The sequence below is a fragment of the Sphingosinicella ginsenosidimutans genome, assembly GCF_007995055.1.
Lineage (GTDB): Bacteria > Pseudomonadota > Alphaproteobacteria > Sphingomonadales > Sphingomonadaceae > Allosphingosinicella > Allosphingosinicella ginsenosidimutans.
Window position 1 is genome coordinate 221,694 of record NZ_VOQQ01000001.1, and the last position, 24,764, is coordinate 246,457.

Genomic DNA, 24,764 nt, shown 5'->3' on the forward strand with positions numbered 1-24,764 from the left:
TGCCTGGCCGCGTGGGCTAGAAGTTGATCCTGGCGCCCATCGTAAAGCGGCGTCCGATCGTGTCATAGAGATAGCCGTTGGTCTGCGTCGGCAGCGTCGAGGCGCGGCTCGGATCGATCGGCGGATCGACGTCGAACAGATTTTCGACCGTGCCGAAGATCTGAAGCCCGCTCAGGCTCCCGCTGAAATCGTGGCGGAGCGTGAGATCGGTGTAGAACCGGCCGCTGATGTGATTGTCGTTGATATAGGTGATCGGCTGGCCCGGCGCGTTGTATCGGCCGGTGTTGAACGTGTTGTCGTAATTGCCGCCGCCGACATAGCGCCCCTGGAGATAGGCGGTGAAGCCGCGATTGGCATAGGTCGCGCTGATCGTGCCGCTCCAGTGCGGGATGCCGTAGATGCCGCTGCTGCCGCTGGCCGGCGCGCCGACCTCGCCCGCCTTGTCGATCGCAGGCACGCCGGGGCCCTGCGACAGCGAATATTTGTCGACATAGTTGAGCAGGCCGCGAAGCGTGAGATTGCCGTTCAGGCCCGATGAGATCGCGCTCAGCGACGTCCGGTAGGACGCCTCGAAATCGATCCCGCGCTGGTGGATTTCCTGCCCGTTGAAATAGGTCGTGTTGATGCCGGTGATGACCCCGGTGGGCGAGTTGTTGGCGCGGGTGATCAGGCTGCAATAATCCTGCAGGCCGTTGAAGCAGTTGTTCACCACGTCCTGCGCGACAAGCAGCACGATCGCATCGTGGATCTTGATGTCATAGGCATCGATCGACGCGCTGAAGCCGCTGGATCCGCGCGGGCGGAAGACGATGCCCGCGGTCCAGGTGTCGGCCCGCTCCGGCGTCAGGTTCGGATTGCCCTGATCGAAGCGCGCCGTCGCGAAGGCGGCGTTGCCGAGGAACGGATCGGTGATCGTCGTCCCCTGCTGCCGGCTGGGGGAGAGGAGCTCGACGATATTGGGCGCGCGGATGTCGCGCGAGCGGGTGGCGCGAAGGCGAAGTTCGTTGACCGGATCCCACACCAGCCCGACCTTCCAGCTGCTGACGCCGCCGCTGGTGCTGTAGTCGGTATAGCGATAGGCGCCGTTGAGCTCGGCCGAGCCGATCGCCGAATGATCGAGCAGCGGCAGGTTGAGCTCGGCGAACACCTCCTTGACGTTGTAGCCGCCGTCGAGTGGCTGGAAATTGCCGAAGGCGCCGAGCCCGCGATTGGGCGAGTTGGCGGAGCTTGGCAGGCCGCGAATGCCGGCCGCGGTCTGCGCGATATAATCCGCGGGCAGGGTCTGAGAGAGCGGATCGGACGTCACCGTCGTGTTGATCCGGCGATATTCGGCGCCGAACGCGACCGAGATCGGTCCCGCCCAGCCCTGGGCCAGATCGCCGGAGATGTTGGCCTGGACCGATTGCTGGCGGATGGCCTGCTTGAACCACGCCTCGAAGAAGATGTAGTCGAGCGCCTCGGGCGAATTCTGCGACAGCGGGATGAAGGGGTTGATCGGCACGCAGCCGTTGGTCGGATTGGTCAGCGACGTGCGGCAGACGATCGATCCGATCGCGAAGCCGGAGCTGCCGACATTCTGCGGCGTCACCGTGACCGAGTCTGCCGCATTGTAGACGTTGACCTGGTTGATGTTGTTGAGCAGCCGCCGCTGGTAGGTGGAACGGCCGTTCTGGTAGGTCACGTCCCAGCGCCAGCGATGGCTTCCGGCCATGAAGTCGCCGCGCGCGCCGGCGGTGAACTCCCAGTTCGTGCCGGTGTCGTCGATCTGCGATCCGCCGACATCCAGGTTGAACTTGCTGAGCGGGAAGGAAGCGAGGCCGCCAACGTTCAATCCGGCCGGAATGAATGGATTGCCGGCAAAGATCGTGAAGTTCTGGCTGGTGATCTGGGTGAGCGACGGCGCGTCCTGATAGCCGTGCGACCCCGACACGAACAGCTCGACATGATCGGTGACGTCGAAGCTCGCCTGAAGGAATTCGACGTTGCGGCGCAGCGGCAGCGACAGCGCGGCGATATTGCCGGACCACACGCCGTCCCCGCCCTGCATGAAGCCGGCGGTGCGCAGGTTGCCGCCGACGAAGGGCACCGGCTGTCCGTTGATGAACTGCGTATTGGCGAGCGGTCCGGAGGTGATGAGGCCGCCGGGCGTGCCGCTCGCCACCGTCGCGTCGGGCGCGATGATGAAGGTCGGGTTGTCCGGAGACGCCGGGTTGTTCGCGTTCACCGCCGGATTGGTGAGCGGGAGATAGTGGCCGGTCGTCCAGCCGCGCTGGGGCGAGGGATAGACCGCGCCGCGATTATAATATTCGGCGCTGCCGATGATGTGCAGCCGATTGTCGAGCAGGTGGACGCCGAAGGCCGCGCCGAGCCGTTGGCTCGCCCCGTCGCCTCGGCTGGAGACACCGGCGCTGCCTTCCACCCGGAAGCCGCGGAAATTGCGGTTGAGAATGAAGTTCACGACGCCGGACACCGCGTCCGATCCATAGGCCGCCGATGCGCCGCCGGTGACGACGTCGACGCGCTGGATCAGCATTTGCGGCAGCATGTTGATGTCCGGCGCGCTGCCGGTATTGGCCGGGGTCAGTCGATGCCCGTCGAGCAGGACGAGCGTCCGGTTGACGCCGAGGCCGCGCAGGTTGAGCTGCGAGATCGCGCCCTGGTTGCCGGACGAGACCTGCCCGCCCTGCGGATTGCTCGAGAGGCGCAACGCCGGCAGCGGCGCGAGGCTCTGGCTGAGCGATCCGGGCGACGACAGGGTAAGCTGATCGCCCGACACGGTGGTGACCGGGGTCGGCTGGGTATAGCCGTTCGCCTGGATGCGGGTGCCGGTGACGACGATGGCCGTGGCGGAATCCTCGCTGTTCGCCTCCACGGGCGGCGCGGCTGGCGCGTCCTGCGGAGCCTGCGCCTCCTGCGCATGAGCGGCGGTCGCGGCGAGCATGAGCGCAAGCGCGGGCACGGATGCGCAGGCCCTGAACCCGGTCCGGATATCTCCCTTGGCGATCGTCATTCTTCCTCTCCTTGGATTCTTGTCTTTTGTCAGTGTCGCCGCGCGCTGCGCCATCGCGCGGTCGAGCGTCCCATCCGCTCGATCTCACGGCCAACGCCGCGCGCCACGGCGCGCTCGAAAATCAGGCTGGCAAGCGCGAGATCGGCGACCCCCATGCCGAGCGACTTGAACAGCGACACGTCGAGATCGGCCGGCCGCGGCCGGCCGGCGGCAACGATGTCGCTCAGGCTTCGCACCTCGTCCCAGCCGTCCGGCCCGGGCCCGAAGCGCTCGATGAACTCGGTCGAGATCGATTGCGCGTTGGCGATGTTGTCGACGACGACGAGGCCCGCGCGATCGAACAGGTCCTGATGGAATTCCGCGAAGCCGCGAAGGATCGCCCCGACGGCGTTGACATGGACGCCGGTCGAAAGCGCGCTCGCCGGAAAGAAGGGCTCCCTGGCGCGGGTGACGATGGTCACGATCTGGGCGCCGTCGGTTGCCGCCTCGATGCTGCGCGCCTCTTCGACATCGAAGGTGAACAGGCTGGCGGCGCGCTCGACGAAGGCCCTGCGATTCTCCTCGGTCCGGCTGAACACCCGCAACCGCCGGATCGGGCGGACGGCGGCCACCGCCGCGACCTGCAGCATCGCCTGCTTGCCGGTGCCGACCAGCGCCATTTCATCGGCGATCGCGGGCGCCAGCCACTTCGTCGCGACACCGGAGATCGCGGCGGTCCTCAGCTGGCTCATCACCGCCGATTCGATCACCGCCTCGACCACCCCGGTTTCGGTGTTGAACAGCGAGAAGATCGTGCCCGCCCCGTTGGGCGTGTGCAGCCATGTCTTGAAACCGGCGCGGCCCGCCGATGGCGCGAACGATCCGAGCGCGTGCATCGACCGGCGTTCCCACTGGCCGAGCGCCTTGGGGAGGCTCGTCGCCTCGCCTTTTGCCTCGAGCGCGAGCATCTTTTCCTCGGCCGCGATCGCATCTTCGAGGTCGATCAACTCGGAGACTTCGGGCTCAGAGATCCACAGCATCGGCGCCCCCCTTCTGCTCGTCGATGACGGGGGTGGTGAGCGTGCCGATCCCGGAAATCTCGACCTGGAAGACGTCGCCGGCCTTCATGAACAAGGGCGGCGTTCGCTTCATGCCGACGCCCGCCGGCGTCCCGGTCGCGATCACGTCGCCCGGCTTCAGGGTCGTGAAGCTGCTGATATAGGCGATGAGCTCGGGCACCGAGAAGATCAGCAGGCCGACCGAGCTGCGCTGCACCTCCTCGCCGTTCAGTCGGCCGACCAGCTCAAGCTGCGCCGGATCGCCGATCTCATCGGCAGTGACCAGCCACGGGCCGAATGCGCCGCTACGATCGAAATTCTTGCCCGGCGTCGCCTGGTTGGTGTGACGCTGGAAATCGCGGACCGCATTGTCGGCGAAACAGGAATAGCCGGCGACATGATCCAGGGCGTCGGCAGCGGCAATGTGCCGCCCCGCCCGCCCGATCACCACGGCAAGCTCGGCCTCGAAATCGAACCGATCGGAAAGGAACGGCTTCACGATCGCCTCGCCGTCGCCGACCTGGGCATCGGGGAAGCGGACGAAGATCGCCGGATAAGGCGTCGCCTCGCGACCCGTTTCCTCGCGGTGGCTGCGATAATTGACGCCGATGGCCAGGATCTTTTCCGGGTTCGGGATCGGCGGGAGAAGCCGCGCCTCTTCGAGCGGCAGCGCATCCGACACCTGAACGAGCGCCGCGCGGATCGCATCGAGCCCATCGCCGAGCGCGGTCCGAAGGTCCGGCCAGACATGGTCGAGCGGCCACAATTGCTGACCGTCGACGACGCCCCAGCGCTGCGTTCCGGCGTGGAGGATGGTCGCAAGACGCATGTCAGCGGGCCTCCGTCTCGACCAGCCGTTCCATGGCGTGGAGCGCCATGTCCGCGAGCTGGCGGCGCTCGGCGCCGAAATCGGTGCCCGCACGACCGGCGAGGAAGGCGATCGCCGATCCGCGCATCGTCGCCATCACGATGTGGAGGATCGTGTCGAGATCGCGCTGCGCGCAGCGGACGTCGCTGAACAGGTCGTGCCAGACCGATCCGATACCCTCGCGCACCAGCCGCATGCTCGCCTCGATCCGCCGGGCGAGCTCCGGATCGCCGGCGAGCACCACCCAGATGCTGAGACCGGCGCGGAACATCCGGCCCTGGAACACATCCCAATAATGTTCGATCATCGCCTCGATCCGGCGGCGCAGCGGCGCCTGGCGCAACGCCTCCAGATCGAAGCGGAAATTGAGCTCGAGCGCGATCGCCTCCATGATCGCGACCGTCAGATCCGCCTTCGATGCGAAATGATATTGGAGCGCCCCGCGCGAGACCTTGGCGCGGCGAGCGATGAGGCTGGTCGTGGCGCTCGCATAGCCGACCTCCGCGACGACCTCGATCGCGGCCGCGACGAGCGCTTCACGCGTTGCGGTGCTGCGCTCGTCCTGCGTGCGGCGAGCGCGCTTCATCCCTGTTTTTTCCATCTTCCCTCTCCCCCCGGCGGGGTTCGGGATGCACTGTGCCGCGCAGTCCGGCCCGCCGAAGAGAAGAGCGTAGGAATCAATCGCTTGCCTGTCCACACGTTCAGGCCGGATGGAATGTATCTGCCCAGACCAGCGGCGCCGACGCGGCGGCACGCGGAGAGGCGCGGCGAGGCGCACGCCTTGGCGGGAAATCACCCGGCCCGGCCTCACCATGTCGGCGCCTCTTCCTTGGCGCGGAGCGTGTCCTTGTCATAGCCGGCGACGCGCTCGTAGCTCGACGAAAGCTCCAGGATCTCCTGCTCGCTGATGACGTCGCCGATCCGGCGGAAGGGCGCGTCGCCGGTGCGGACGGCCACCTCGCGAAGGATCGCGTCGGGCGGCGAGGTGCGGTTGGTCAAGACGACCTTGGCCGTGGCCGGCAGCCGCTCGGCCTCATAGCGGGCCAGCGCCTGGACCGGATCGCCGCCCTTGCCGAGCTCGCGAGAAAGAGCGACGCAATCGAGGATCGCCTGCGCCGATCCGTTTGCCCCGCGCGGATACATTGGATGCGCGGCATCGCCGAGCAGGCTGATCCGTCCGTGGCTCCAGCGCGGCAGCGGATCGCGGTCGACCATCGGATATTCAAGCACGCGCTCGGCATTGCGGCACATCTCCGGCACGTCGAGCCATCCGAAGCGCCAGTCGCGGACGCGGTCGATGAAATCGCCGATCTCGCCTGCCTGGTTCCAGTCCTGCTCGGCCGGATAATCGGCGGTGGCAACGTCCATGACCCAGTTGATGAGCTGGTTGCCCTGGCCGTCCACATTGTCGCGGATCGGATAGACGAGCAGCTTGGCGGTGTTGAGCCAGCCGATCCTGACCATGCTCGCCCCGGTCAGGAACGGCGCCTGGACGGTCACGCCCCGCCACATGTTGATTCCCGAATAAAGGGGCGCGCCCTCATCGGGGAAGAATTGCCGGCGGACGACCGATTTCGTGCCGTCGCAGGCCACCGCGATCGCGCCGCGCTGCGAGGGCCGATCCTTGAAATGGACGGTGACTCCGTCCTCGTCCTGCTCGACGCCAGTGCACGCCCAGCCGGTGCGCACGCGATCCGGGCCGACGCGATCGATCACCGCCTTCAGCAGCGTATCGTGCAGGTCCGCCCGGTGGATCGAGAATTGCGGCCAGGGATAGCCGGCATATCGGCCCACCGGCTCGCGATGGATGAACTGGCCGAAGCGATTGAAGAAGCAGGATTCGCGGGTGATGATGGCGTGCCGGGCCAGATCGGCCTCAAGCCCGAGCGCGATCAGTTCGCGCGAGGCGTGGGGCAGGAGATTGATGCCGACGCCGACCTCGCGAAGCTCGGGAACGGCTTCATAGACGCGAAACGCAATGCCGGCGCGGTGGAGCATCAGAGCAAGCGTCAGGCCGCCGATGCCGCCGCCGATGATCACCACATCGGCCGCGCCGTTGTCATTGCCCGAATCCAGTCCGTTGCCCGTCACCCCGTTCAAAACGCGATCCTCTCCACTCCGTCGTGATCTGCGGAAAGGATCGGCAGGCGGGCCCGGCCTGTCCAAGACAATTTCGTTTGAGCGCGCGCGGCGCCGGGGATCAGTGGATGGCGTCGCCGGCGCGCGGCGCCATCAGCCCCTCGGGCAGCGCCTTTGGAAGGGTGCTGCGGATGCAGCGCAGCAGCGGCGCCTCGGCGACCTCGACGGCATCGTCGGACGCGGCGGCGCGGCGGCGGACGATCGAGAGCGTGCGCCTGATCTCCGGATCGATGATGCGCGCGGCGGAAATCTTGCGGGCGCGCAGGTCCTCCGCGATCGATCCCAGCGGGAGGATCGCGGCGCCCATGCCGTGGCTGACGAATTCCTTGAGCAGCGACAGGCTCTTGAGCTCATGAACGATGCGCGGCCGAAGCCCGATCTTTTCCGCCTCGCGCTCCACGACGAAGCGGACCGAGGCCGGCATCGCGCTCATCACCAGATCGCGATCGAGCGCCTTGGCGAAGCGGATCGTCTCGTGCGGGCCGAAGGCGTCCGGGCCGCCGACAAGGTAAAGCGCCTGATCGAGCACCGGCTGCGATTCGAGCCCCTCCCCGCCCGGCGTCTGGAAGGTGAGCGCGAGATCGAGCGCGTTCGAGGCGACATATTCGACGAGCACATGGCTCGATTCCTCGAGCAGGTGGACCTCCGTCCCCGGCATCCAGCGCTGCGAGGCCGCGGGCAGGTTCACCGCAAGCAGCGAAGCCGCGCTCGGCGGCAGGCCGATGCGCAGCTCGCGGGGCCAGTGATGGGCGAGCCGCTCGCGCATCCGGCGATGGCCCTCGATCACTTCGCGCGCCCAGCGGCACACCTCATCGCCCTGGCCAGTGGTCGTGACGCCGCGCGCGTGGCGCACGAAGAGCTGCGCGCCGAATTCATGTTCCATCCGCTTCAGGATCAGCCCGAGGGCCGGCTGGGCGATGTTGAGATCGCTGGCGGCGCGATTGATGCTGCCGACCTCGCAGACGCGGATATAGCATTCGAGATCCCGAATGCGCATCAGAGCCTCTCCATCACGGCCGGCATTGATGCCGTGGCCTGCCGCCATTGTCGCGCAGCCACGGCGGAAGATCGAGAGAAACTTTGGGCCGTATCGACGGCGAGCTAGACAATTTGCGTCTAGCTCGCCGTCCCCTCGCCCCCCTGGGCCCGGGCGGCGAAATAGTCCCAGGCCCGATCGAGGACATGCCCGGCCACATGGGCCTCTTCCGACAGGCGCGCCTCCGCCTCGCTCAGCGCCTTGCAGGCGCCGAGGCTCGCCGCCTGAAGCTGGGCAGCGGCGTTCATGTGGAGGAAGATCGACCGAAGCACCGCTTCCTTGAGCGACCGGCCGGTGACCACCGCGCCATGGCCGCGCATCAGCGCGCAATTCCCTTCGCCCAGTCGCCGGGCGAGGTCCGCGCCCTGTTCGATCGTCCGGACGAGAAGGTCGGTCTCACCGAAACGGTCGGCAATATCCCATTTGGGAACGCTGGGGCCGATCATGCCGGCGACATGGATCACCGGCACCAAAGGCCGGTCGACGATGGTGAAGGGCAGGATCTGCGCCGCATGGCTGTGGACGATAGAGCCGACATCCTCCCGCGCCGCATAGATGGCGGCATGGATCATCCGCTCGACATAGCCGGCGCGGGTGTCGCCGTTCAGCGGGGTCCCGTTGAAATCATATTCGATGAAATCCTCGGAAGAGACCAAAGCCGGACTGCGCGAGCGGGCGAGGAGGAAAGTCCTCTCTCCCGGGCAGCGCAGGCTCACATGCCCATAGGCATCGACAATCCCCTCATGGGCCAGAATCCGGTTCGCGAGAACCAACTCGTCATGCATTCGCGATGCCCTTCGTTGCGGCCCATCGTTTCCCCGATGGCGAGTCTCCGCCAAGGCTTTTTTTATTGAGCTGGGAAGGCGTCGGCCTCGATCAGCACCGACCGAAGATCACAAGACACCCGCGCTGGCTGGGGCGGCAGGATTCGAACCTGCGAATGCCGGTACCAAAAACCGGTGCCTTACCACTTGGCGACGCCCCAGCAGGCGGTGAAGGGCGGGCTTATAGCCTTGCCCGCAATCCTGGGAAGGGGGAGATTCCCCTCTCCGTCCGCGGTTTCAGGCCAACTCCTCGACCCAGTCGTGCGGATCGGGGGCGGTGCCGCGCTGGATCGCGACCAAAGCCTCGCGAATGCGCTGCGTCGTCGGCCCCACCCTCTCGCCGTTGATCGTGAAATCGATCCCCTCGCCCTGGACCCTGCCGATCGGCGTGACGACCGCGGCGGTGCCGCAGGCAAAGGCTTCGGTCAGTCGGCCGCTGGCGGCATCTGCCTGCCACTGTTCAATCGAATAACGCTCCTCGCGCGCGGCGATGCCGGCGTCGCGCGCGAGGGTGAGGATCGAATCGCGAGTGACGCCGGGAAGGATCGTCCCGTCGAGGGGCGGTGTCGCGATCGATCCGTCGTCGAACACGAAGAAGATGTTCATGCCGCCGAGTTCCTCGATCCAGCGGCGCTCCGCCGCGTCGAGGAAGACCACCTGATCGCAGCCGCGGCTGATCGCATCGGCCTGCGCGGCAAGGCTCGCGGCGTAATTGCCGCCGCATTTGGCCGCGCCGGTCCCGCCCGGCGCCGCGCGGGTATATTCGCGCGTCACCCAGAGGGAGACGGCGCGCGGCCCACCCTTGAAATAACGGCCGACCGACGAGGCCATGACGATGTAGAGATATTCGGAGGCCGGCTTCACGCCGAGGAAGACCTCGCTCGCGAACATGAACGGGCGCAGGTAGAGAGCGCCGTCCTCGTCCTGCGGGATCCAGTCGATATCCGCCTTGACGAGCGCACGAACCGATTCGAGGAACAGCTCCTCCGGCAATTCCGGCATCGCCAGGCGGCGCGCCGAGGCACGGAAGCGGCGCGCATTGGCGTCCGGCCGGAACAGCGCCGCGCCCTGTGGGCGCCGATAGGCCTTCAGCCCTTCGAAAATTTCCTGCGCATAATGAAGGACCGAGGCCGCCGGCTCGAGCGTCACCGGGCTGCGCGCCGTGATGCGTGCGTCGTGCCAGCCCTTGTCGGTGCTGTAGCGCACGATCGCCATATGATCGGTGAAGACCCGCCCGAAACCGGGATCGACGAGCAAGTCCGCGCGCTGCGCGGCGGAGAGCGGATGGGCATTCGGTTCGACCACGAAAGTCAGCGACATCGTCACGTCCTGCGTCATTCGAGAGATTTTCGAGAGCGACTAGGCAGCCGCGAGGCGCGCGTCAAATGCCTGGCGTCATCCCTCGCGGGCCGCCAACGCCATCTCGATCCCGCGAAGCCGCGAAGCCTCGAGCGTGCGCAGCATCAGGTCCGCGAGCGCGCGATCCTCGTCGAGCACCTTCAATCCCGCCTCGGTGGTGCCGCCCGGGCTTGCGACCCGCCGCGCGAGCGCTTCGGGATCGTCGGGCGAGGCGGCGGCCAGCGCCGCGGCGCCCTCGACCATCCTGAGCGCGAGCCGGGCCGCCTGATCATAAGGCAGGCCGAGCGTCTCGGCCGCGGCCGCCAGCGCGTCGATGAAGCGAAACAGGAAGGCCGGCCCCGCGCCCGTCAGGTGACCGGCGAGCGCGAACTGCGATTCGTCGTCGAACCATTCGGCATGGCCGAGCGCCGCCATCAGCCCGGTCGCGAGCGCGCGGGCCGTCTGATCGGCGCCCTCCCCCGCGAGGTTGACCACGCCCTTTCCCAACCGGACGGGAAGGTTCGGCATCGCGCGAAGGATCGTCCGCGGCGCAGCGAAGCGGGTCCGCAGCGACGCGATCTCGACGCCAGCGAGGATCGACAGGAGCAGCGTCTCGGGCTCGAGGATCGGCGTCAGCACGGGCGCGACCGCATCGAGCTGGTAAGGCTTCATCGCCAGCAGCACGATCGCCGGCACCTCGTCCTCGGGATAATCAGTGAGGACGCGCACATCATGGCCGACGGGCCGGCCGCTCGGCCGGATGACGGTCACGTGCGCCGGATCGATCCCGGCGGCGATCCAGCCGTCGAGCATCGCCGAACCCATATTGCCGCAACCGACGAACCAGAGCGGCCCCGGCAGCAGCGGATCCGCCATCGGAAAGGCCTAAGCCTCGCCCTGGGTTTCGATCAGCGCCGCGGCAATTGCTTCCTGCGGCGTCTTGTCGGCCCACAGGACGAACTGGAACACCGGGTAGAAGCGCTCGCATTCCTCGATCGCGGCTTCGACCAGCGTTTCCGCCTGCTGAAGGCTCAGCGTCGCCCCATCCTCGCCTTCGAGCAGGGCCGCGTGACGGAAGAGGACGAGGCCAGAGGCCGACCAGAGCTCGAAATGGCCGAGCCAGAGCTGTTCGTTGATCAGGCCGATCGTCTCGTAAATGGCGTCGCGCTTCTCCGTGGCGACGCGAATGTCGGGAAGGGCGAGGAACTGGAGCACCTGATCCTCGGCGCGCCAGATGCTACGCAGCTCATACTGGGTCCAGCTGCCCTGGAAGGTCGAGACGATCTCGTCCTCGCCGCTGCGCTCATATTCCCAACCGAGCGCCCGGTAGTAGGTTTCGAGCATGTCGATGGGGGCGCTGGCCTCCCGTTCGAGCTCATATTCGTCCATATGCATAAAGCGTCCCCGGCCCGCTTTCGTTCACGTTAACTGCCTTTCCGCCGGAAAAAGCGCAAGGAAGGCCCGTGACGGCCGGTCAGAAAATTGTGGATAATCAGGGCGTCTTCAGGCGCCCTCGCCTTTTCGGGCGCGGCCCTTTCCAGCTGGCGCGGACGGCGCCCGCGCGGCGGCCTCCAGTGCGGCGATCCGCGCCTTCAGCGCCTCGGCCTCCTCGCGGGCGGCCACGGCGATCGCCTTCGTCGCCTCGAACTCCTCGCGGCTCACCATGTCTAGGCCGCCGATCCACTCGCGCGCGCGCTCCTGCATCGAAGCCTGCGCCTCGCGGGTCATGCCGGCGATCGTGCCCGCCGCGCCGTTCATCACCTTGACGAAATCGTCGAACAGCCTGTTCTGGGATTGCATCGCAAGCCCTCCTTCTCAAAGCGGGATATTGGTGGCCGAGGCCGCCGGCGCAACCGCCTCCGCGCCGGGATTGAGTCGCAGCAGCTCCTCGTTGAGCGCCGCGGCGAACATCAGCCAGGCGAGATAGACCAGCATCATCGCCGCCGCGAGCTTGCGGATCGTCCAGAGCCGATGCGCCAGAACGATGGTGATGACGATCATCGCGGCGATGACGACCAGGGCGGCCGTGACCTCGTGGAAACGGAAGAAGAGCGGCGACCAGGCGAAATTGAGGAGGAGTCCGACGACGAAGAGGACGATCAGCCGGCCGCGCTTGTGGGCGCCCCTCGCGTGGAGCAGCATCGCAAAGGCGAGGCCGAGCAGGATGTAGAGACAGGTCCATACGACGCCGAACACCCAGCCCGGCGGGGTCAGCGGCGGCTTTCGCAGCGCCATGTACCAGCTATTGTCGGCGCTCGACCCCGAGAACGCCGCCGAAAGCGCGCCGAGCAGCAGGAGCGCCGGCACGCAGATCAGGGCATAGCGCAGGAAGCTCATCCGCAGCTGCGATTTGGAGGCGATCCCGGTCATGACACCCGGGCTAGGGCTTCGCGCGACCGCGATCAAGCGCGCGTCGCGGCGATGAGGAATTCGACATTGCCCTCCGGTCCCGTGATGGGACTTGGGGTGACCCCCGCCACCGACCAGCCGCGTCCCTCCAGCCAGGCGGCGAAGGCGGCGCAGACCCGTTCGTGCACCGCCGGATCGCGGACCACGCCGCCCTTGCCGATCTCGCCCCGCTCGGCCTCAAACTGCGGCTTGACGAGGGCGAGGAGCCGGCCGCCGGGCTTCGCGAAATCGAGTGCGGTATCGAGCACCTTTGCCAGACTGATGAAGCTCGCGTCGCACACGATGATATCCACCGGCTCGGTGACGATCGCATCGGTGAGATAGCGTGCATTGGTCTGTTCGTGGACGACGACACGCGAATCCTGGCGGAGCTTCCAGGCGAGCTGATTGGTGCCGACATCGACCGCGAACACCTTCGCAGCGCCGCGCTGGAGCAGGACGTCGGTGAAGCCGCCGGTCGAGCTGCCGACATCGAGCGCCACCGCGCCGGTCACGTCCCAACCGAAATGTTCGAGCCCGTGCGCCAGCTTGATCCCCCCGCGCGAGACCCAGGGATGATCGCGACCGCGCACCTCCAGCGGCGCATCCGGCGCGAGCGACTGCCCCGCCTTCTCGATCTTGCGCTCGCCCGAAAAGACCAGCCCGGCGAGGATCAGCGCCTGCGCCTTCGCGCGGCTCTCGGCGAGGCCGCGATCGACGAGCAGCTGATCGGCGCGCGCCTTCGCCATGGGATCACCGCCGCCAGAAAGCGAAAGACACAAAAGCAACGAAAAAGGCCGCGACTCCGCAGAAGATGGCGATCCAGCGCCACAGCAGCGTCGATCTTGAAGGGCCGATCGTGGGGCGCACCGGCGGGTTACGACGCGCCTCGGCGTCCATCCGGACGAATTCGGCCTCGACACGCGCGCTCAGCATATCGAGCGGTTCGGCCGGTCCGTCGCCGAAACGGAAGCTCCCGGCGGCGCGATCGACGGTCAGGTCAAGCGCGCCGGCGCGCCAATAGTGGCGCAGATACATGCGAAAGCCACCGCCCTTCGTCCAGGCGGGTCGCCCGTCGAAGCCGTTGTCGGCGAGGCTCAGGATCGCCTTTCCCGTCGCTGCGTCCTCGATCGTCGGGGTCCAGGTCTCGTGGCTCATCCGCTGTGGGTTCACCTCCCAGCGCACCCGCGTGAGACCGTCCGGCGACAATTCCCCCTCGTCGCTCAGGCGCGCGCCCCTTCGACCACGCCGGCGCTGTTGTGCCGCAATGCCTTGAGAACGGTCTCGACGATGCCGTCCGCGTCGAGCCCCGCTTCGGCATATTGCTTCTCGGGCTTGTCCTGGTCCTGGAACGTGTCGGGCAGGCGCATCGTGCGCAGCTTGAGGCCGGCGTCGATCAGGCCGGCGTCGCTGGCGAGCGTCAGGACGTGGGCGCCGAAGCCGCCGATCGCGGCCTCCTCGATCGTCACGGCGACCTCGTGGGTCGCGAGCAGGCGACGGATCAGCTCCTCGTCCAGCGGCTTGGCGAAGCGCAGGTCCGCGACGGTGGTCGACAGGCCCTGCGCGTCGAGCCGGTCGGCCGCCTTGAGCGCCTCGGCAAGGCGGGTGCCGAGCGACAGGATCGCGACTTGTCTGCCCTCGCGGACGACACGTCCCTTGCCGATTTCCAGCACTTCGGGCGTCTCTGGCAGGGGGACCCCGACGCCATTGCCGCGAGGGTAACGGACCGCGATCGGGCCGCTGTCATGCTCCTCCATGGTTTTCACCATATGGGCGAGCTCGGCCTCATCGGCGGCAGCCATTACGGTGAAATTGGGCAATGTGCACAGATAAGCGAGATCGAAGCTTCCGGCATGGGTCGCGCCGTCGGCGCCGACCAGCCCGGCGCGATCCATCGCGAAGCGCACCGGCAGGTTCTGGATCGCGACGTCGTGGACGACCTGGTCATAGGCGCGCTGCAGGAAGGTCGAATAGATCGCGACGAACGGGCGCATCCCCTGCGCCGCCAGCCCCGCCGCGAAGGTGACGGCATGCTGCTCGGCGATGCCGACGTCGAAGGCGCGGTCGGGATGGGCAGCCGCGAACTTGTCCACCCCGGTTCCGGACGGCATCGCCGCGGTGACCGCGCAGATCTTCGGGTCGCTCTCGGCGAGTTTCGCCAGCGTCTCGCCGAAGACGTTCTGATAGGCCGGCGGGCCGCCGCCCGGGCCCTTGTCCTGCTTGCCGGTGACGACATCGAACTTGACGACGCCGTGATATTTGTCGGCCGCCGCCTCGGCCGGGGCATAGCCCTTGCCCTTCTTGGTGACGACATGGACCAGCATCGGCCCGACCTCGGCATCGCGGACATTTTCGAGGATGTCGACGAGCCGCTCGACATCGTGCCCGTCCACGGGGCCGACATAATAGAAGCCCAGTTCCTCGAACAGCGTTCCGCCGGTCACCATCGTTCGCGCATATTCCTCGGCCTTGCGCGCCGCCTTGTGCAGCGGCTCGGGCAGCTTGCGGGCGAAGCGCTGGGCGAGATGGCGGACCGAGAGATATTTGTTCGAGCTGACGAGGCGCGCGAGATAGTGCGAGAGCCCGCCGACCGGCGGCGCGATCGACATGTCGTTGTCGTTGAGGATGACGATCAGGCGGTTGCCGGCCTGCGCCGCATTGTTCATCGCCTCATAGGCCATGCCGGCGCTCATCGCGCCGTCCCCGATGACCGCGATCGCCTTGCCGGGCGCGCCGGACAGCTTGTTGGCGACCGCAAAGCCGAGCGCGGCCGAGATCGACGTCGAGCTGTGCGCCGCCCCGAACGGGTCGTACTCGCTCTCCGAGCGCTTGGTGAAGCCGGAGAGGCCCCCGCCCTGCCGCAGCGTGCGGATCCGGTCGCGACGGCCGGTGATGATCTTGTGCGGATAGGCCTGGTGGCCGACGTCCCAGATGAGCCGATCATCGGGGGTGTCGAAGACATAATGGAGGGCCACGGTGAGCTCGACGACGCCAAGCCCGGCGCCCAGATGCCCCCCGGTGCTCGAAACCGCCGAGATCGTCTCGGCGCGGAGCTCATCGGCCAACTGGCGCAGCTCGCCACGGTCAAGTTTGCGCAGATCCTCGGGCGTCGCCACGCGATCGAGAAGCGGCGTTTCGGGTCGATCGTTCATACAGTCCCCAATGCAATTCCCCCACATAGGGGATGCGCGGCGCGGAGTCGAACATGGAACGATGCGAAGTCAGCATGAAAGCGGTTCACGACGGAGAGCGCCAAATGACGGTTGATCGTCCTCCCGTCCCGAGGCTAGTGTATAGCATGAGCAATACACTTGGTCCCGGCCAATATCTCGGCAGCCGCAAGCGCGAGCATGGCGGCGAGGGCTTCGTCGCTGCCCTTCGCCGGGCGACCGTCCCGCCCGATCTGGTCGAGGAGCACAGCCACGCGGAGGCGCATATCGTGCTCGCGATCGACGATTCCTATCTCACCGCGCCTTCCGCGCGGGCGGCCAGACCTTTGCCGGGGCGCAGATGGCCGGCACCGGCGGGAACAAGGTGGTGATCTTTCCGGCGCTCGACCTGGTCGTCGTCGTCACGACCGAGAATTTCAACGTCCGCAACCCGCACGGCATCAGCGATTCCCTGATTACCGATCAGGTGCTTCCGGCGCTGGGAATCGCGGCGCCACCCGGAACCACGCCCTGACCCTTCATATTCGGGGCCAAAGCGAAACCGGGTGATACCGCCGTGGAACCGTGGCAGGGTTGGGCGCTTTCGCCTTCGCCGGACAAGGAGCCACGCCATGAGCCAGACCGTCGCCGAAATCGTCATCGAGACGCTGGAGCAGGCAGGCGTGAAACGCTGCTACGGCGTGCCGGGCGATACGCTGAACCATGTCACCGACGCTATCCGGCGCAGCTCCATCCGCTGGGTCCATGTCCGGCATGAGGAGGCGGGCGGGTTCGCCGCCGGGGCGGATGCGCTGCTGACCGGGGAGCTCGCGGCCTGCGCCGGATCGTGCGGGCCCGGCAGCCTGCATTTCATCAACGGCCTGTTCGAAAGCCACCGCAACCGCGCGCCGGTGGTGCTGATCGCGAGCCAGATCGTGCGCGATGAGCTCGGCTTCGATTTCCCGCAGGAGGTGGATTACAAGTCGGTCTATTCGGCCTGCTCGGTCTTCTGCGAGGAGATCGCGACGCCCGAGCAGGCGCGCCGACGCACCGCAATGGCGGCGCAGGCAGCGCTGGCGAAGAAAGGGGTCGCGGTGCTGATCGTGCCGGCCGACGTCGCGAAGGCGAAGGCGCCGGACCAGCCGGCCTTCACCGTCCACCGCGCGAGCCCCCGCATCCGCCCTTCGGACGGGGAACTGGCGCGCATCGCCGAGGCGCTGAACAAGGGCAAGAGGGTCGCGATCTACGGCGGCTCCGGGTGCCAGGGCGCGCATGATCAGGTGGTGGCGCTCGCGGACAGGCTCGCCGCGCCGGTCGCGCACACGTCGCGCGCCAAGGATTTCCTCGAATATGACAATCCGTTCGACGTCGGGATGACGGGCATTTTCGGATCGGAGGGCGGATTCCACGCACTCACCGCGTGCGACACCCTGCTGCTGCTCGGCTGCGACTTCGCCTGGCGGCAATATTATCCGGACGACGCGACGATCATCCAGATCGACATCGACGGCACCCATCTCGGGCGACGCCATCCGGTCGATATCGGCGCGGTCGGCGACGTTCGCGACACGCTCGAGGCATTGCTGCCCCTGGTCGAGCCGCGCGGCGAGCGCGCCTTTCTCGACCAATGCCTCGAACATCGACGCAAGGCGAAGGAATCGCAGGACAAGCATGCCGTGGCCGACGACGATCACGCCATCCATCCGCAATATCTGACCGCGACCATCTCCGCCGCCGCGGAGCCGGACGCGATCTATACCGCCGACGGCGGATCGCCGATGGTCTGGTCCCTGCGCCATGTCGCCTCCACCGGGCGCAACCGCACGATCGTCTCGCTGACCCACGGCACGATGGCGAACGCGATGCCGCAGGCATTGGGCGCCAAGGCCGCCTTCCCGGAGCGGCAGGTGATCTCGCTTTCCGGCGACGGCGGCATCGCGATGCTGCTCGGCGACCTCCTGACCGCGGTGCAGGAAAATCTCGCGATCAAGGTCTGCATCTACGACAACAGCTCGCTCAACTTCGTCGAGCTGGAGCAGAAGGTGGAAGGCCTTCTCGACGCCTATACCGATCTCAGGAACCCCGATTTCGCCCGCGTCGCCGAAGCAATGGGCCTGTGGGCGCGCCGCGTGGAGTAGAGCAGCGACCTCCCCGCCGCCGTGCGCGACTGGCTCGACGCGCCGGGACCCGCTTTGCTCGACGTGGTGACGGACAGGTTCGAGCTGGTGATGCCCCCCAAGGTGGAGGCGGGGCAGGTCTTCGGGACGGCGCTCTATTCGGTAAAGGCGGTGCTGGCCGGGCGCGGGAGCGATGTGGTGGGATTGGTGAAGGGAGCCATCGAGTGAGAATGTAAGCCATATATTGACAAATAGTATGGTAATAGCTTACATGTCTCAATGATCCGCTCATTCCGCAGCAAGCCGCTTCGAAGGTTCGCCGAGGAGGGCGACGGATCGAAATTGCCGGTGCGCAATCACGACCGCGTGCGCCGCATCCTCGTGGCGCTGGACGCGGCGACGGTGCCCGAGGACATGAACCTGCCGGGCTATCGCTTCCACGGCCTCAAGGGGTCGCCGAAACGCTATGCGGTCGATGCGAGCGGCAATTACCGGGTCACCTGGGAATGGGAGGCGCCGGACGCGATCGAGGTCGATCTGGAAGACTATCATTGAGGGACGACGAAAGATGACCAACCCGCTGCTCAAGGGCCTGAGGCCCACCCATCCCGGCGAAATCCTGCGCGAGGACGTGCTGCCCGCGCTCGGCATCTCGAAGTCCAAGGCGGCGAGCGACCTGCGCATCTCGCGCCAGCAGCTTTACGACATCCTGGGCGAAAAGAAGCCGGTCACCCCGCAAATGGCGCATCGGATCGGCAAGCTCACCGGCACCTCGCCCGAGCTGTGGGCGGCGATGCAGATGCGCTACGATCTCGCGACGCAGGTGCCGGAGGAGCTGGACCTCATCCCGGCGCGCGAGGCGGCGTGAGCATGTTGGGCTATCCGGTCGAATGTGCCGGATGACGAGCGAGCGAAAGTAATGCGCTGCTGAGCCGGGCCAACCGGGCGGTTTCGCAACGTTGCGGCTTATCGTTCGAAGGCGTTCAGCCCCGGGAAGGTCCTGGCTGACAGCTTTTCGTCGCGCCGGTCACACATGCGCGCCATCCATCCCCTCGATCGCCGCCACCGCCTGTTCGAACCTGTCCTCCCATCTCCCCCCGATCGACACCCACGTCACCCCCGCTTCCTCCAGCAATCGCCGGCAGATGGCGGCGAAGCGGGCGCGGCGATCCGGGGTGCCGAAGAAGCGGGTGCCGTCGTCCACCCATTCGACATCGGGCTCGAGCAGGAGGTAGAGATCGGCCTTGGGGTAGGCGAGGAGCGGCTCCGGGATGCGATCGAACAGCATCTCGCACCAGGCGGCGGTCATCAGGGCGTCGGTGTCGACGATGAGGCGCCTGTCGCAGAGCGGCCGCGCCGCCTCCACCATCGCTGCCTGGGCGCGGCCGATGAGGAGCAGGTCCGCCTCGGTCAGCTCCAGCCCGTGCGTCTCGCAATGGGCGCGGCCATATTCGGGGACCCAGATCGTGCCGAAATGCCGCGCCAGCCGATCGGACATCACCGACTTGCCGGTGCTCTCGACGCCGTGAAGGCAGATGGATTTCGCGTAATAGCCGCGCACCGGCGGCGGCAAATGCGGCCAGTGCGCCCAGGGATCGGCGCGCACGGCGCTTCCCGAGAGGCCGCCGAGGCCGCGCGGATCTTGCCCCATGATCCGCGCGCCGACGGGGACGAAGGTGCCGCCCACCTCCTCGGCGAGGCGCAGGCCATAGGCTTCCCCGGCGAAGACGTAATCGATCGGCTCGGGATGGGCGGCCTTCACGATGGCGCGCCAGATCGGCCAGAAGTCCGCGCTGTCCTCCGCCGCCTGCGGGACGATGGCGTCATGCCCGATCACCCGGGCGTGCGGGAACAGCGCGCGCATCCAGGCGAGGCGCAGTTCGCCGGGGATCGGATCGCCCGGAAGCGAGCAGACGAGGATGGTGAGCTCGTCCACCATGCGCCCCGCGGTGCCGCACAGGAGCTGGTGGCCGGCGTGGGGCGGCATGAACTTGCCGAGAACGAAGCCGCGCGTCGTCATGCGGGACGCGCTTCGGCGCGCAGCTTCCTGAGCCATCCGACGAGGCCGAAGACGCACATGACGAGGAACACCGCGTAGAGCCCCGCGGTCACCTCGAGCCCGCGGATCAGATAGACCCCGATCGCCAGGGCGTCGACCGCGATCCACAGCACCCAGCTTTCGACTTTCCGCAGCGATTGAAGGCACTGCGCCGAAACGCTCATCCCCGCGATGAAGGCGTCGGCGACCGGCATCGCCGCATTGGTGTAGCGCGCCATGCCATAGCCCCACAGCGTGGAGGCGGCGCCGGCGCCGATCAGCCAGGCGAGACGCTGGCGATTCGACAGCGCCTCGACCGCGATGCCGTCCTCGCTCTCATGCTTGTGCCAGTTCCACCAGCCGTAGAGCTGGATGACGAGGAAGAAGATCTGGAGCAGCGCATCGCTGTAGAGGCGCGCCTCGGCGAAGACGAAGAAATAGAGCGCGACCATCGCGACGCCGAACGGATAGTTCCAGATCGATCGGCGCACGACGAGCGCCACGTTGACGAGGCCGAGCCCGGCCGCCGCAAGCTCGGTCCAGTTCATGGAAAGAAGGCTAGCTTAGCGCGCGGGCGACGCCAAGCGACCGCATCAATTCACCCCGCATTCCCGGACGGAATCCCCTTCCTGCCAGCAGGCAAAAGGAAAAACTCTTGTCGATGTCTACGGGCTAGTCCCCCGCGCAATCCTCGCAGCGGCCGTGGACCTCGATCACCGGGCGGACCGGCGCGAAGCCGGCCTTCTTCGCCGCGGCGCGGACGTTCTTCGACAGGCTGTCGTCATCCATGTGCGTCGCCTGGCCGCATTCGTCGCAGATCAGGAAGATGCAGTCGTGAACGCAATCGGGATGGTCGTTCGCGACATAGGCGTTGGCGCTCTCGACGCGGCGGGCGAGGTTGGATCCGACGAAGAGATCGAGGATTCGATAGACGCTGTTCGCCGCGACGCGGCGGCCCTGGTCCTGGCTCACCTTCTCGGCGATGTCATAGGCCGACGCCGGCTTCTCGAAGCTCGCCAGCGCGCCGAACACGGCGGCGCGCATCGGCGTCCACTGCTCGCCGGCGCGCTCCATCGCGACCTGCGCGGCCTCGGCGAGGCCGGCACCGGAATGCGAGTGGTGATGATGTTCCATGGGCAGGAATGTAGGCTTTTGGCACGGCGCGGACAAGCGGTGGAGGGGGGCAGGCCTGGCCGTCGCGGGACCATGTCCCGTGACGTCGATCAGGTTCGCTCCCTGGGAGCGACCTGTCGGCCGGTCTGGCCGACTCCCGCATAGCATCGGGGCCGCTTCGCGTCCGGGGCGCTATGTCGGGGACGGCCTAGACCACCGCCCGTCGGTTGAGATCGTGGCCGAGCGCGAGGATGAGCACCCCGAGGATCGAATAGAGCACCTCGCCGCCATCATGGCCGAGCGTCAGCGCGCCCGCCATCATGCCGAGCCCGAGGCTCCCGATCGCCGCCGGGAGCATGAAGCCATGCTGCAGGAGGCCGCGGCCGAGCCCGATCATGCCGAGCAGGATCGCGAGCGTAAGCCCGACTTCGTGGAAGACAGGGTTGAGCAGGAAGCCGCCCGCCGAGGCCAGCAGCGCCACGAACACCGCACTCGCCACGCAATGGACGAGGCAAAGGCCCGACAGGCCGATGGCCAGTCGATCGATCGTCCCATTCCTGACCGTGCCTTCGAACATCCGATTCCCTTGCCGTGGCGCTCCTATAAGCATTTGGCTGCGGAGTTACAATATAACATTGAAAAAGATGCGCCCCCTCATCCCATCGAGTCCATTGGCTTTCGCCGCGCGCTTCGCCATAGGGCAGCGATGCTGCAACGCCCCGCCGCGCCCGCGCCGCGCCCGCGCGCCATTTCCAACTGGCTGATCTTCGTCGCCCTCCTCATCCTGGCGATGGTGATGGTCGGCGGGATCACGCGGCTCACCGAATCGGGCCTGTCGATCGTACACTGGGATCCGATTTCCGGCGCGATCCCGCCGCTGACCGAGGCCGACTGGCAGGCGCAATTCGATGCCTATCGCGCGACCCCGCAATATGCCCAGGTCAACAGCGGCATGAGCCTGGCGGATTTCAAGACCATCTTCTTCTGGGAATATGTCCACCGGCTGCTCGGGCGGCTGATCGGCCTCGCCTTCGCGCTGCCGCTGCTCTGGTTCTGGTGGCGACGGGCGATTCCGCAGGGCTATGGCTGGAAGCTGGTCGGCATTCTCTGCCTCGGCGGGCTTCAGGGCGTCATCGGCTGGTGGATGGTCGTCTCGGGCCTGGTCGATCGCACGGAGGTGAGCCATGTCCGGCTCGCCATCCACCTGCTGACCGCACTCGCGATCTATTCGGCGTGCATCTGGGTGGCGCTCGATCTGAGGCTGGCCCGGGCGCGGCTGCCGCTCGTCGGCATCTGGGCGCTGTGCGCCCTCGCACTGCAGCTCATGTTCGGCGCCTATGTGGCCGGTCTGCGCGCCGGCTATGCGTTCAACACCTGGCCGATGATGGGCGACGAATGGTTTCCGGCGGCCGCGCCGATGATGGAGCCATTCACCCGCAATCTCGTCGACAACCCCATCGTGGTCCAGTTCGTCCACCGCTGGCTCGCGTTCGTCGTCGCCATTTTCTCGATCTGGCTCGCAATGAAGGCATGGCTGCGCGGCCTCCGGCTGGAGGCGACCGCTCTCGTCGGCGCGGTCTGCATCCAGATCATGCTCGGCATCCTCACCCTGCTTTCGGGGGTGAAGATCGACATTGCCGTCGCGCACCAGGGCATGGCGGCGCTGCTCCTCGCCGCGATGCTGGCCGCCGCGCACCGGATCGGCGAGCCAAGACCCGCCGCATGACCGGCGCTGCCGCCATCGCCACCGTCTATGCCGTCTTCGGCAGCGAGGATGAGGCGCGGCGGATCGGATGGGCGATGGTGGAGGAAGGCCTCGCCGCCTGCGTCAACATCCTCGGTCCCTGCCGCTCGATCTACCGCTGGCGCGGAACCGTCGAGGAAGCGGAGGAGGCGCCCGCCCTGTTCAAGACCCGCGCAGACGCGGCATCCGCCCTCATCGCCCGGATCGCTGAGCTCCACAGCTATGAGGTGCCGGCGATCGCGGTCTGCCCGATCGACGAGGCATGGCCGGACTATGCGGCCTGGGTTCGCGACACGGTAATATAATACCACTCACGAATCCCGCGCTTTTCCTTGACTTTCACGGGCCTCTCCGCCATTTGGCCGCGCATCGCGCCGCTCCTCGCCGGGCGGCGCTGCTCATTTCAAGAGGTTCGAGCCATGAAGGCGCTGATGAAGACCACCAAGTCGGTCAAGCCGGCCGAGGTGGAGAAGAAATGGCATCTGATCGATGCCGACGGGCTGGTGGTCGGGCGGCTCGCCACGATCGTCGCCAACATCCTGCGCGGCAAGCACAAGCCGAGCTTCACCCCGCATGTCGATTGCGGCGATCATGTCGTCATCATCAATGCCGACAAGGTGAAGTTCACCGGCAACAAGCTCGCCGACAAGGTCTATTACAAGCACACCGGCTATCCGGGCGGCATCAAGGGCGTGACCGCGGGCAAGGTGCTCGAGGGTCGTTTCCCGGAGCGCGTGCTTGAAAAGGCGGTCGAGCGGATGATCCCGCGCGGCCCGCTCGGGCGCGATCAGATGCGCGCCCTTCACCTCTATTCGGGTTCGGAGCATCCGCATGGCGGCCAGAATCCCGAGCCTCTCGACATCGCGGGCATGAACCGCAAGAACAAGGTGGGCGCCTGATGTCCGACAATCGCCAGTCCCTTTCCGATCTCGCCAAGCTGACCGAGGAGGCCGCGCAGGCCCCGGCGGCGGAGACCGCGACCGTCGCCGAGACCGCGGCGCCGGCCGAGGCGGCCGAAGCCGCGGAGGCCCCTGCCCCCGTTCAGCCGCAGGCGCCCGCGACGCCGCTTCGCGAGCAGCAGCTCGACAAGCAGGGCCGCGCTTATGCCACCGGCCGCCGCAAGGATGCGGTCGCCCGCGTCTGGCTGAAGCCGGGCAGCGGCAAGATCGTCGTCAACGGCCGTGACCAGGAGGTCTATTTCGCCCGTCCGACGCTCCGCCTCGTCATCAACCAGCCGTTCGGCGTCGCCGGCCGCGAGGGCCAGTATGACGTCGTCGCCACGGTCTCCGGCGGCGGCCTTTCCGGCCAGGCCGGCGCCGTCAAGCACGGCATCAGCCAGGCGCTGACCCGCTACGAGCCGGCGCTTCGCAGCGTCGTCAAGCAGGCCGGCTTCCTCACCCGCGATCCGCGCGTGGTCGAGCGCAAGAAATATGGCCGCGCCAAGGCCCGCCGCAGCTTCCAGTTCTCGAAGCGCTAAGGCCGGCGATCCTCGCCAGCGATCTGATGGGCGGTCCGGATCTCTCCGGGCCGCCCATTTCGCATGACGGTGCCGCCGGCTCTCCCCGGCGCTCGAAGCGGCCGGACCCGCGGGGGGATGCGGACCGCGCCCGTTCCGGCTAAAAGGACGAGCAAGCTACGCGAGCAAAAGGAAAATCTCGTGCGCATTCTTGTCCTCCTTGCCGTGGCGGGCACCCTCTCCGGCTGCCTCGCCCGCACCGCCGTGAGCGTCGCCACTCTTCCCGTGCGCGCCGCCGGCGCGGTTGGCGATGCCGTGACGACCAGCCAGGCCGAGGCGGACCGCAATCGCGGCCGGCATATGCGCAAGGAGGAGGAACGCCAGCGCCGCGAGGACCGGCGCCGCGCGCGCGAGGAGCGACGCGCGCATGATGCGGCGCCACCCCCGGATTTCGAGCGCTGAACCGGTCCGATAAAACCGATTCTTAAGGGCCGGCGCCCTAAATCG

28 protein-coding genes, 1 tRNA gene and 1 pseudogene are annotated in these 24,764 nt (G+C 67.1%); 10 read left to right on the forward strand and 20 right to left on the reverse strand.

Annotated elements, in window-relative coordinates:
* Positions 1-16: 16 nt before the first annotated feature.
* From FRZ32_RS01155 to dxs, 16 genes are all read right to left on the reverse strand, one after another.
* Positions 17-3,010 carry a TonB-dependent receptor domain-containing protein gene (locus tag FRZ32_RS01155; RefSeq protein ID WP_158635782.1) on the reverse strand — a complete coding sequence of 998 codons (2,994 nt, stop codon included), beginning with the start codon at positions 3,008-3,010 and terminating at the stop codon, positions 17-19.
* A gap of 29 nt (positions 3,011-3,039) precedes the next feature.
* Positions 3,040-4,029, reverse strand: a complete 990-nt coding sequence (locus FRZ32_RS01160) for an ornithine cyclodeaminase family protein (protein ID WP_147041772.1) — start codon at positions 4,027-4,029, stop codon at positions 3,040-3,042.
* A complete protein-coding gene (locus FRZ32_RS01165) occupies positions 4,013-4,876 on the reverse strand; it encodes a fumarylacetoacetate hydrolase family protein (protein WP_147041773.1) in 864 nt (287 codons plus the stop codon). The genes FRZ32_RS01160 and FRZ32_RS01165 overlap by 17 nt, the downstream gene beginning before the upstream one ends.
* Before the next feature lies 1 nt (position 4,877).
* Positions 4,878-5,501, reverse strand: coding sequence for a TetR/AcrR family transcriptional regulator (locus FRZ32_RS01170; RefSeq protein ID WP_158635783.1), 624 nt, complete (start codon positions 5,499-5,501; stop codon positions 4,878-4,880).
* Between the two features lie 221 nt (positions 5,502-5,722).
* Entirely contained in the window at positions 5,723-7,006 is a 1,284-nt protein-coding gene (locus FRZ32_RS01175) for a flavin-dependent oxidoreductase (protein WP_243445326.1), read from the reverse strand.
* Between the two features lie 109 nt (positions 7,007-7,115).
* Positions 7,116-8,051, reverse strand: coding sequence for a LysR family transcriptional regulator (locus FRZ32_RS01180; protein WP_158635784.1), 936 nt, complete (start codon positions 8,049-8,051; stop codon positions 7,116-7,118).
* Positions 8,052-8,170: 119 nt separating this feature from the next.
* The gene (locus FRZ32_RS01185) at positions 8,171-8,875 is read right to left on the reverse strand and encodes a class II aldolase/adducin family protein (RefSeq protein WP_147041776.1); all 705 of its coding nucleotides are present in this window, start codon (positions 8,873-8,875) and stop codon (positions 8,171-8,173) included.
* A gap of 125 nt (positions 8,876-9,000) precedes the next feature.
* Positions 9,001-9,075: transfer RNA gene (locus tag FRZ32_RS01190), tRNA-Gln, on the reverse strand.
* A gap of 76 nt (positions 9,076-9,151) precedes the next feature.
* Positions 9,152-10,234 carry a branched-chain amino acid aminotransferase gene (locus FRZ32_RS01195; RefSeq protein WP_205008231.1) on the reverse strand — a complete coding sequence of 361 codons (1,083 nt, stop codon included), beginning with the start codon at positions 10,232-10,234 and terminating at the stop codon, positions 9,152-9,154.
* Positions 10,235-10,309: 75 nt separating this feature from the next.
* Entirely contained in the window at positions 10,310-11,128 is an 819-nt protein-coding gene (locus FRZ32_RS01200; RefSeq protein WP_147041778.1) for a pyrroline-5-carboxylate reductase family protein, read from the reverse strand.
* A gap of 9 nt (positions 11,129-11,137) precedes the next feature.
* Positions 11,138-11,647 carry a type III secretion system chaperone family protein gene (locus FRZ32_RS01205; RefSeq protein WP_147041779.1) on the reverse strand — a complete coding sequence of 170 codons (510 nt, stop codon included), beginning with the start codon at positions 11,645-11,647 and terminating at the stop codon, positions 11,138-11,140.
* Between the two features lie 108 nt (positions 11,648-11,755).
* A complete protein-coding gene (locus FRZ32_RS01210) occupies positions 11,756-12,052 on the reverse strand; it encodes an accessory factor UbiK family protein (protein WP_147041780.1) in 297 nt (98 codons plus the stop codon).
* Between the two features lie 15 nt (positions 12,053-12,067).
* A complete protein-coding gene (locus tag FRZ32_RS01215; protein WP_147041781.1) occupies positions 12,068-12,622 on the reverse strand; it encodes a TspO/MBR family protein in 555 nt (184 codons plus the stop codon).
* Between the two features lie 32 nt (positions 12,623-12,654).
* Positions 12,655-13,389, reverse strand: coding sequence for a TlyA family RNA methyltransferase (locus FRZ32_RS01220; protein WP_147041782.1), 735 nt, complete (start codon positions 13,387-13,389; stop codon positions 12,655-12,657).
* A 4-nt stretch (positions 13,390-13,393) separates the two neighbouring features.
* Positions 13,394-13,798, reverse strand: coding sequence for a hypothetical protein (locus FRZ32_RS01225; RefSeq protein WP_147041783.1), 405 nt, complete (start codon positions 13,796-13,798; stop codon positions 13,394-13,396).
* Between the two features lie 65 nt (positions 13,799-13,863).
* Positions 13,864-15,792, reverse strand: coding sequence for a 1-deoxy-D-xylulose-5-phosphate synthase (gene dxs / locus FRZ32_RS01230; RefSeq protein ID WP_147041784.1), 1,929 nt, complete (start codon positions 15,790-15,792; stop codon positions 13,864-13,866).
* Positions 15,793-15,938: 146 nt separating this feature from the next.
* Here dxs and FRZ32_RS01235 point away from each other — a divergent pair, with 146 nt between their 5' ends.
* The 5 genes and pseudogenes from FRZ32_RS01235 to FRZ32_RS01255 all read left to right on the forward strand — a co-directional run bounded on the left by FRZ32_RS01235 (position 15,939) and on the right by FRZ32_RS01255 (position 18,774).
* Positions 15,939-16,181 (forward strand): hypothetical protein, encoded by a 243-nt coding sequence (locus FRZ32_RS01235; RefSeq protein WP_147041785.1) that lies wholly within the window; start codon positions 15,939-15,941, stop codon positions 16,179-16,181.
* A complete protein-coding gene (locus tag FRZ32_RS15390) occupies positions 16,178-16,324 on the forward strand; it encodes a hypothetical protein (RefSeq protein WP_192901864.1) in 147 nt (48 codons plus the stop codon). The genes FRZ32_RS01235 and FRZ32_RS15390 overlap by 4 nt, the downstream gene beginning before the upstream one ends.
* Positions 16,325-16,421: 97 nt before the next feature.
* Positions 16,422-18,134: pseudogene (locus FRZ32_RS01245) on the forward strand (thiamine pyrophosphate-dependent enzyme).
* Between the two features lie 51 nt (positions 18,135-18,185).
* On the forward strand, positions 18,186-18,461 hold the full coding sequence (locus FRZ32_RS01250) for a type II toxin-antitoxin system RelE/ParE family toxin (protein WP_147041786.1): 276 nt from the start codon (positions 18,186-18,188) through the stop codon (positions 18,459-18,461).
* A gap of 13 nt (positions 18,462-18,474) precedes the next feature.
* The gene (locus FRZ32_RS01255; RefSeq protein ID WP_147041787.1) at positions 18,475-18,774 is read left to right on the forward strand and encodes a HigA family addiction module antitoxin; all 300 of its coding nucleotides are present in this window, start codon (positions 18,475-18,477) and stop codon (positions 18,772-18,774) included.
* A 159-nt stretch (positions 18,775-18,933) separates the two neighbouring features.
* Here FRZ32_RS01255 and FRZ32_RS01260 read toward each other — a convergent pair whose 3' ends face one another.
* The 4 genes from FRZ32_RS01260 to FRZ32_RS01275 form a co-directional block, all read right to left on the reverse strand.
* Positions 18,934-19,926 (reverse strand): AAA family ATPase, encoded by a 993-nt coding sequence (locus FRZ32_RS01260; RefSeq protein WP_147041788.1) that lies wholly within the window; start codon positions 19,924-19,926, stop codon positions 18,934-18,936.
* A complete protein-coding gene (gene pnuC, locus FRZ32_RS01265) occupies positions 19,923-20,492 on the reverse strand; it encodes a nicotinamide riboside transporter PnuC (protein WP_147041789.1) in 570 nt (189 codons plus the stop codon). Before pnuC ends, FRZ32_RS01260 begins: the two co-directional genes overlap by 4 nt.
* Positions 20,493-20,616: 124 nt before the next feature.
* Positions 20,617-21,078: a Fur family transcriptional regulator gene (locus FRZ32_RS01270; protein ID WP_147041790.1), complete on the reverse strand. Its 462-nt coding sequence runs from the start codon at positions 21,076-21,078 to the stop codon at positions 20,617-20,619.
* Between the two features lie 187 nt (positions 21,079-21,265).
* Positions 21,266-21,634 (reverse strand): MerC domain-containing protein, encoded by a 369-nt coding sequence (locus FRZ32_RS01275; protein ID WP_147041791.1) that lies wholly within the window; start codon positions 21,632-21,634, stop codon positions 21,266-21,268.
* Positions 21,635-21,763: 129 nt separating this feature from the next.
* On the opposite strand from FRZ32_RS01275, the gene FRZ32_RS01280 reads away from it, so the two are divergent.
* The 5 genes from FRZ32_RS01280 (at position 21,764) to FRZ32_RS01300 (ending at position 24,719) form a co-directional block, all read left to right on the forward strand.
* On the forward strand, positions 21,764-22,783 hold the full coding sequence (locus FRZ32_RS01280) for a COX15/CtaA family protein (RefSeq protein ID WP_147041792.1): 1,020 nt from the start codon (positions 21,764-21,766) through the stop codon (positions 22,781-22,783).
* Positions 22,780-23,106, forward strand: coding sequence for a divalent-cation tolerance protein CutA (gene cutA, locus FRZ32_RS01285; protein ID WP_147041793.1), 327 nt, complete (start codon positions 22,780-22,782; stop codon positions 23,104-23,106). Before FRZ32_RS01280 ends, cutA begins: the two co-directional genes overlap by 4 nt.
* 114 nt (positions 23,107-23,220) lie before the next feature.
* Positions 23,221-23,700, forward strand: coding sequence for a 50S ribosomal protein L13 (rplM, locus tag FRZ32_RS01290; RefSeq protein WP_147041794.1), 480 nt, complete (start codon positions 23,221-23,223; stop codon positions 23,698-23,700).
* Positions 23,700-24,278, forward strand: a complete 579-nt coding sequence (gene rpsI / locus FRZ32_RS01295) for a 30S ribosomal protein S9 (RefSeq protein ID WP_147041795.1) — start codon at positions 23,700-23,702, stop codon at positions 24,276-24,278. Before rplM ends, rpsI begins: the two co-directional genes overlap by 1 nt.
* 180 nt (positions 24,279-24,458) lie before the next feature.
* Positions 24,459-24,719, forward strand: a complete 261-nt coding sequence (locus FRZ32_RS01300) for a hypothetical protein (protein WP_147041796.1) — start codon at positions 24,459-24,461, stop codon at positions 24,717-24,719.
* Positions 24,720-24,764: the final 45 nt, after the last annotated feature.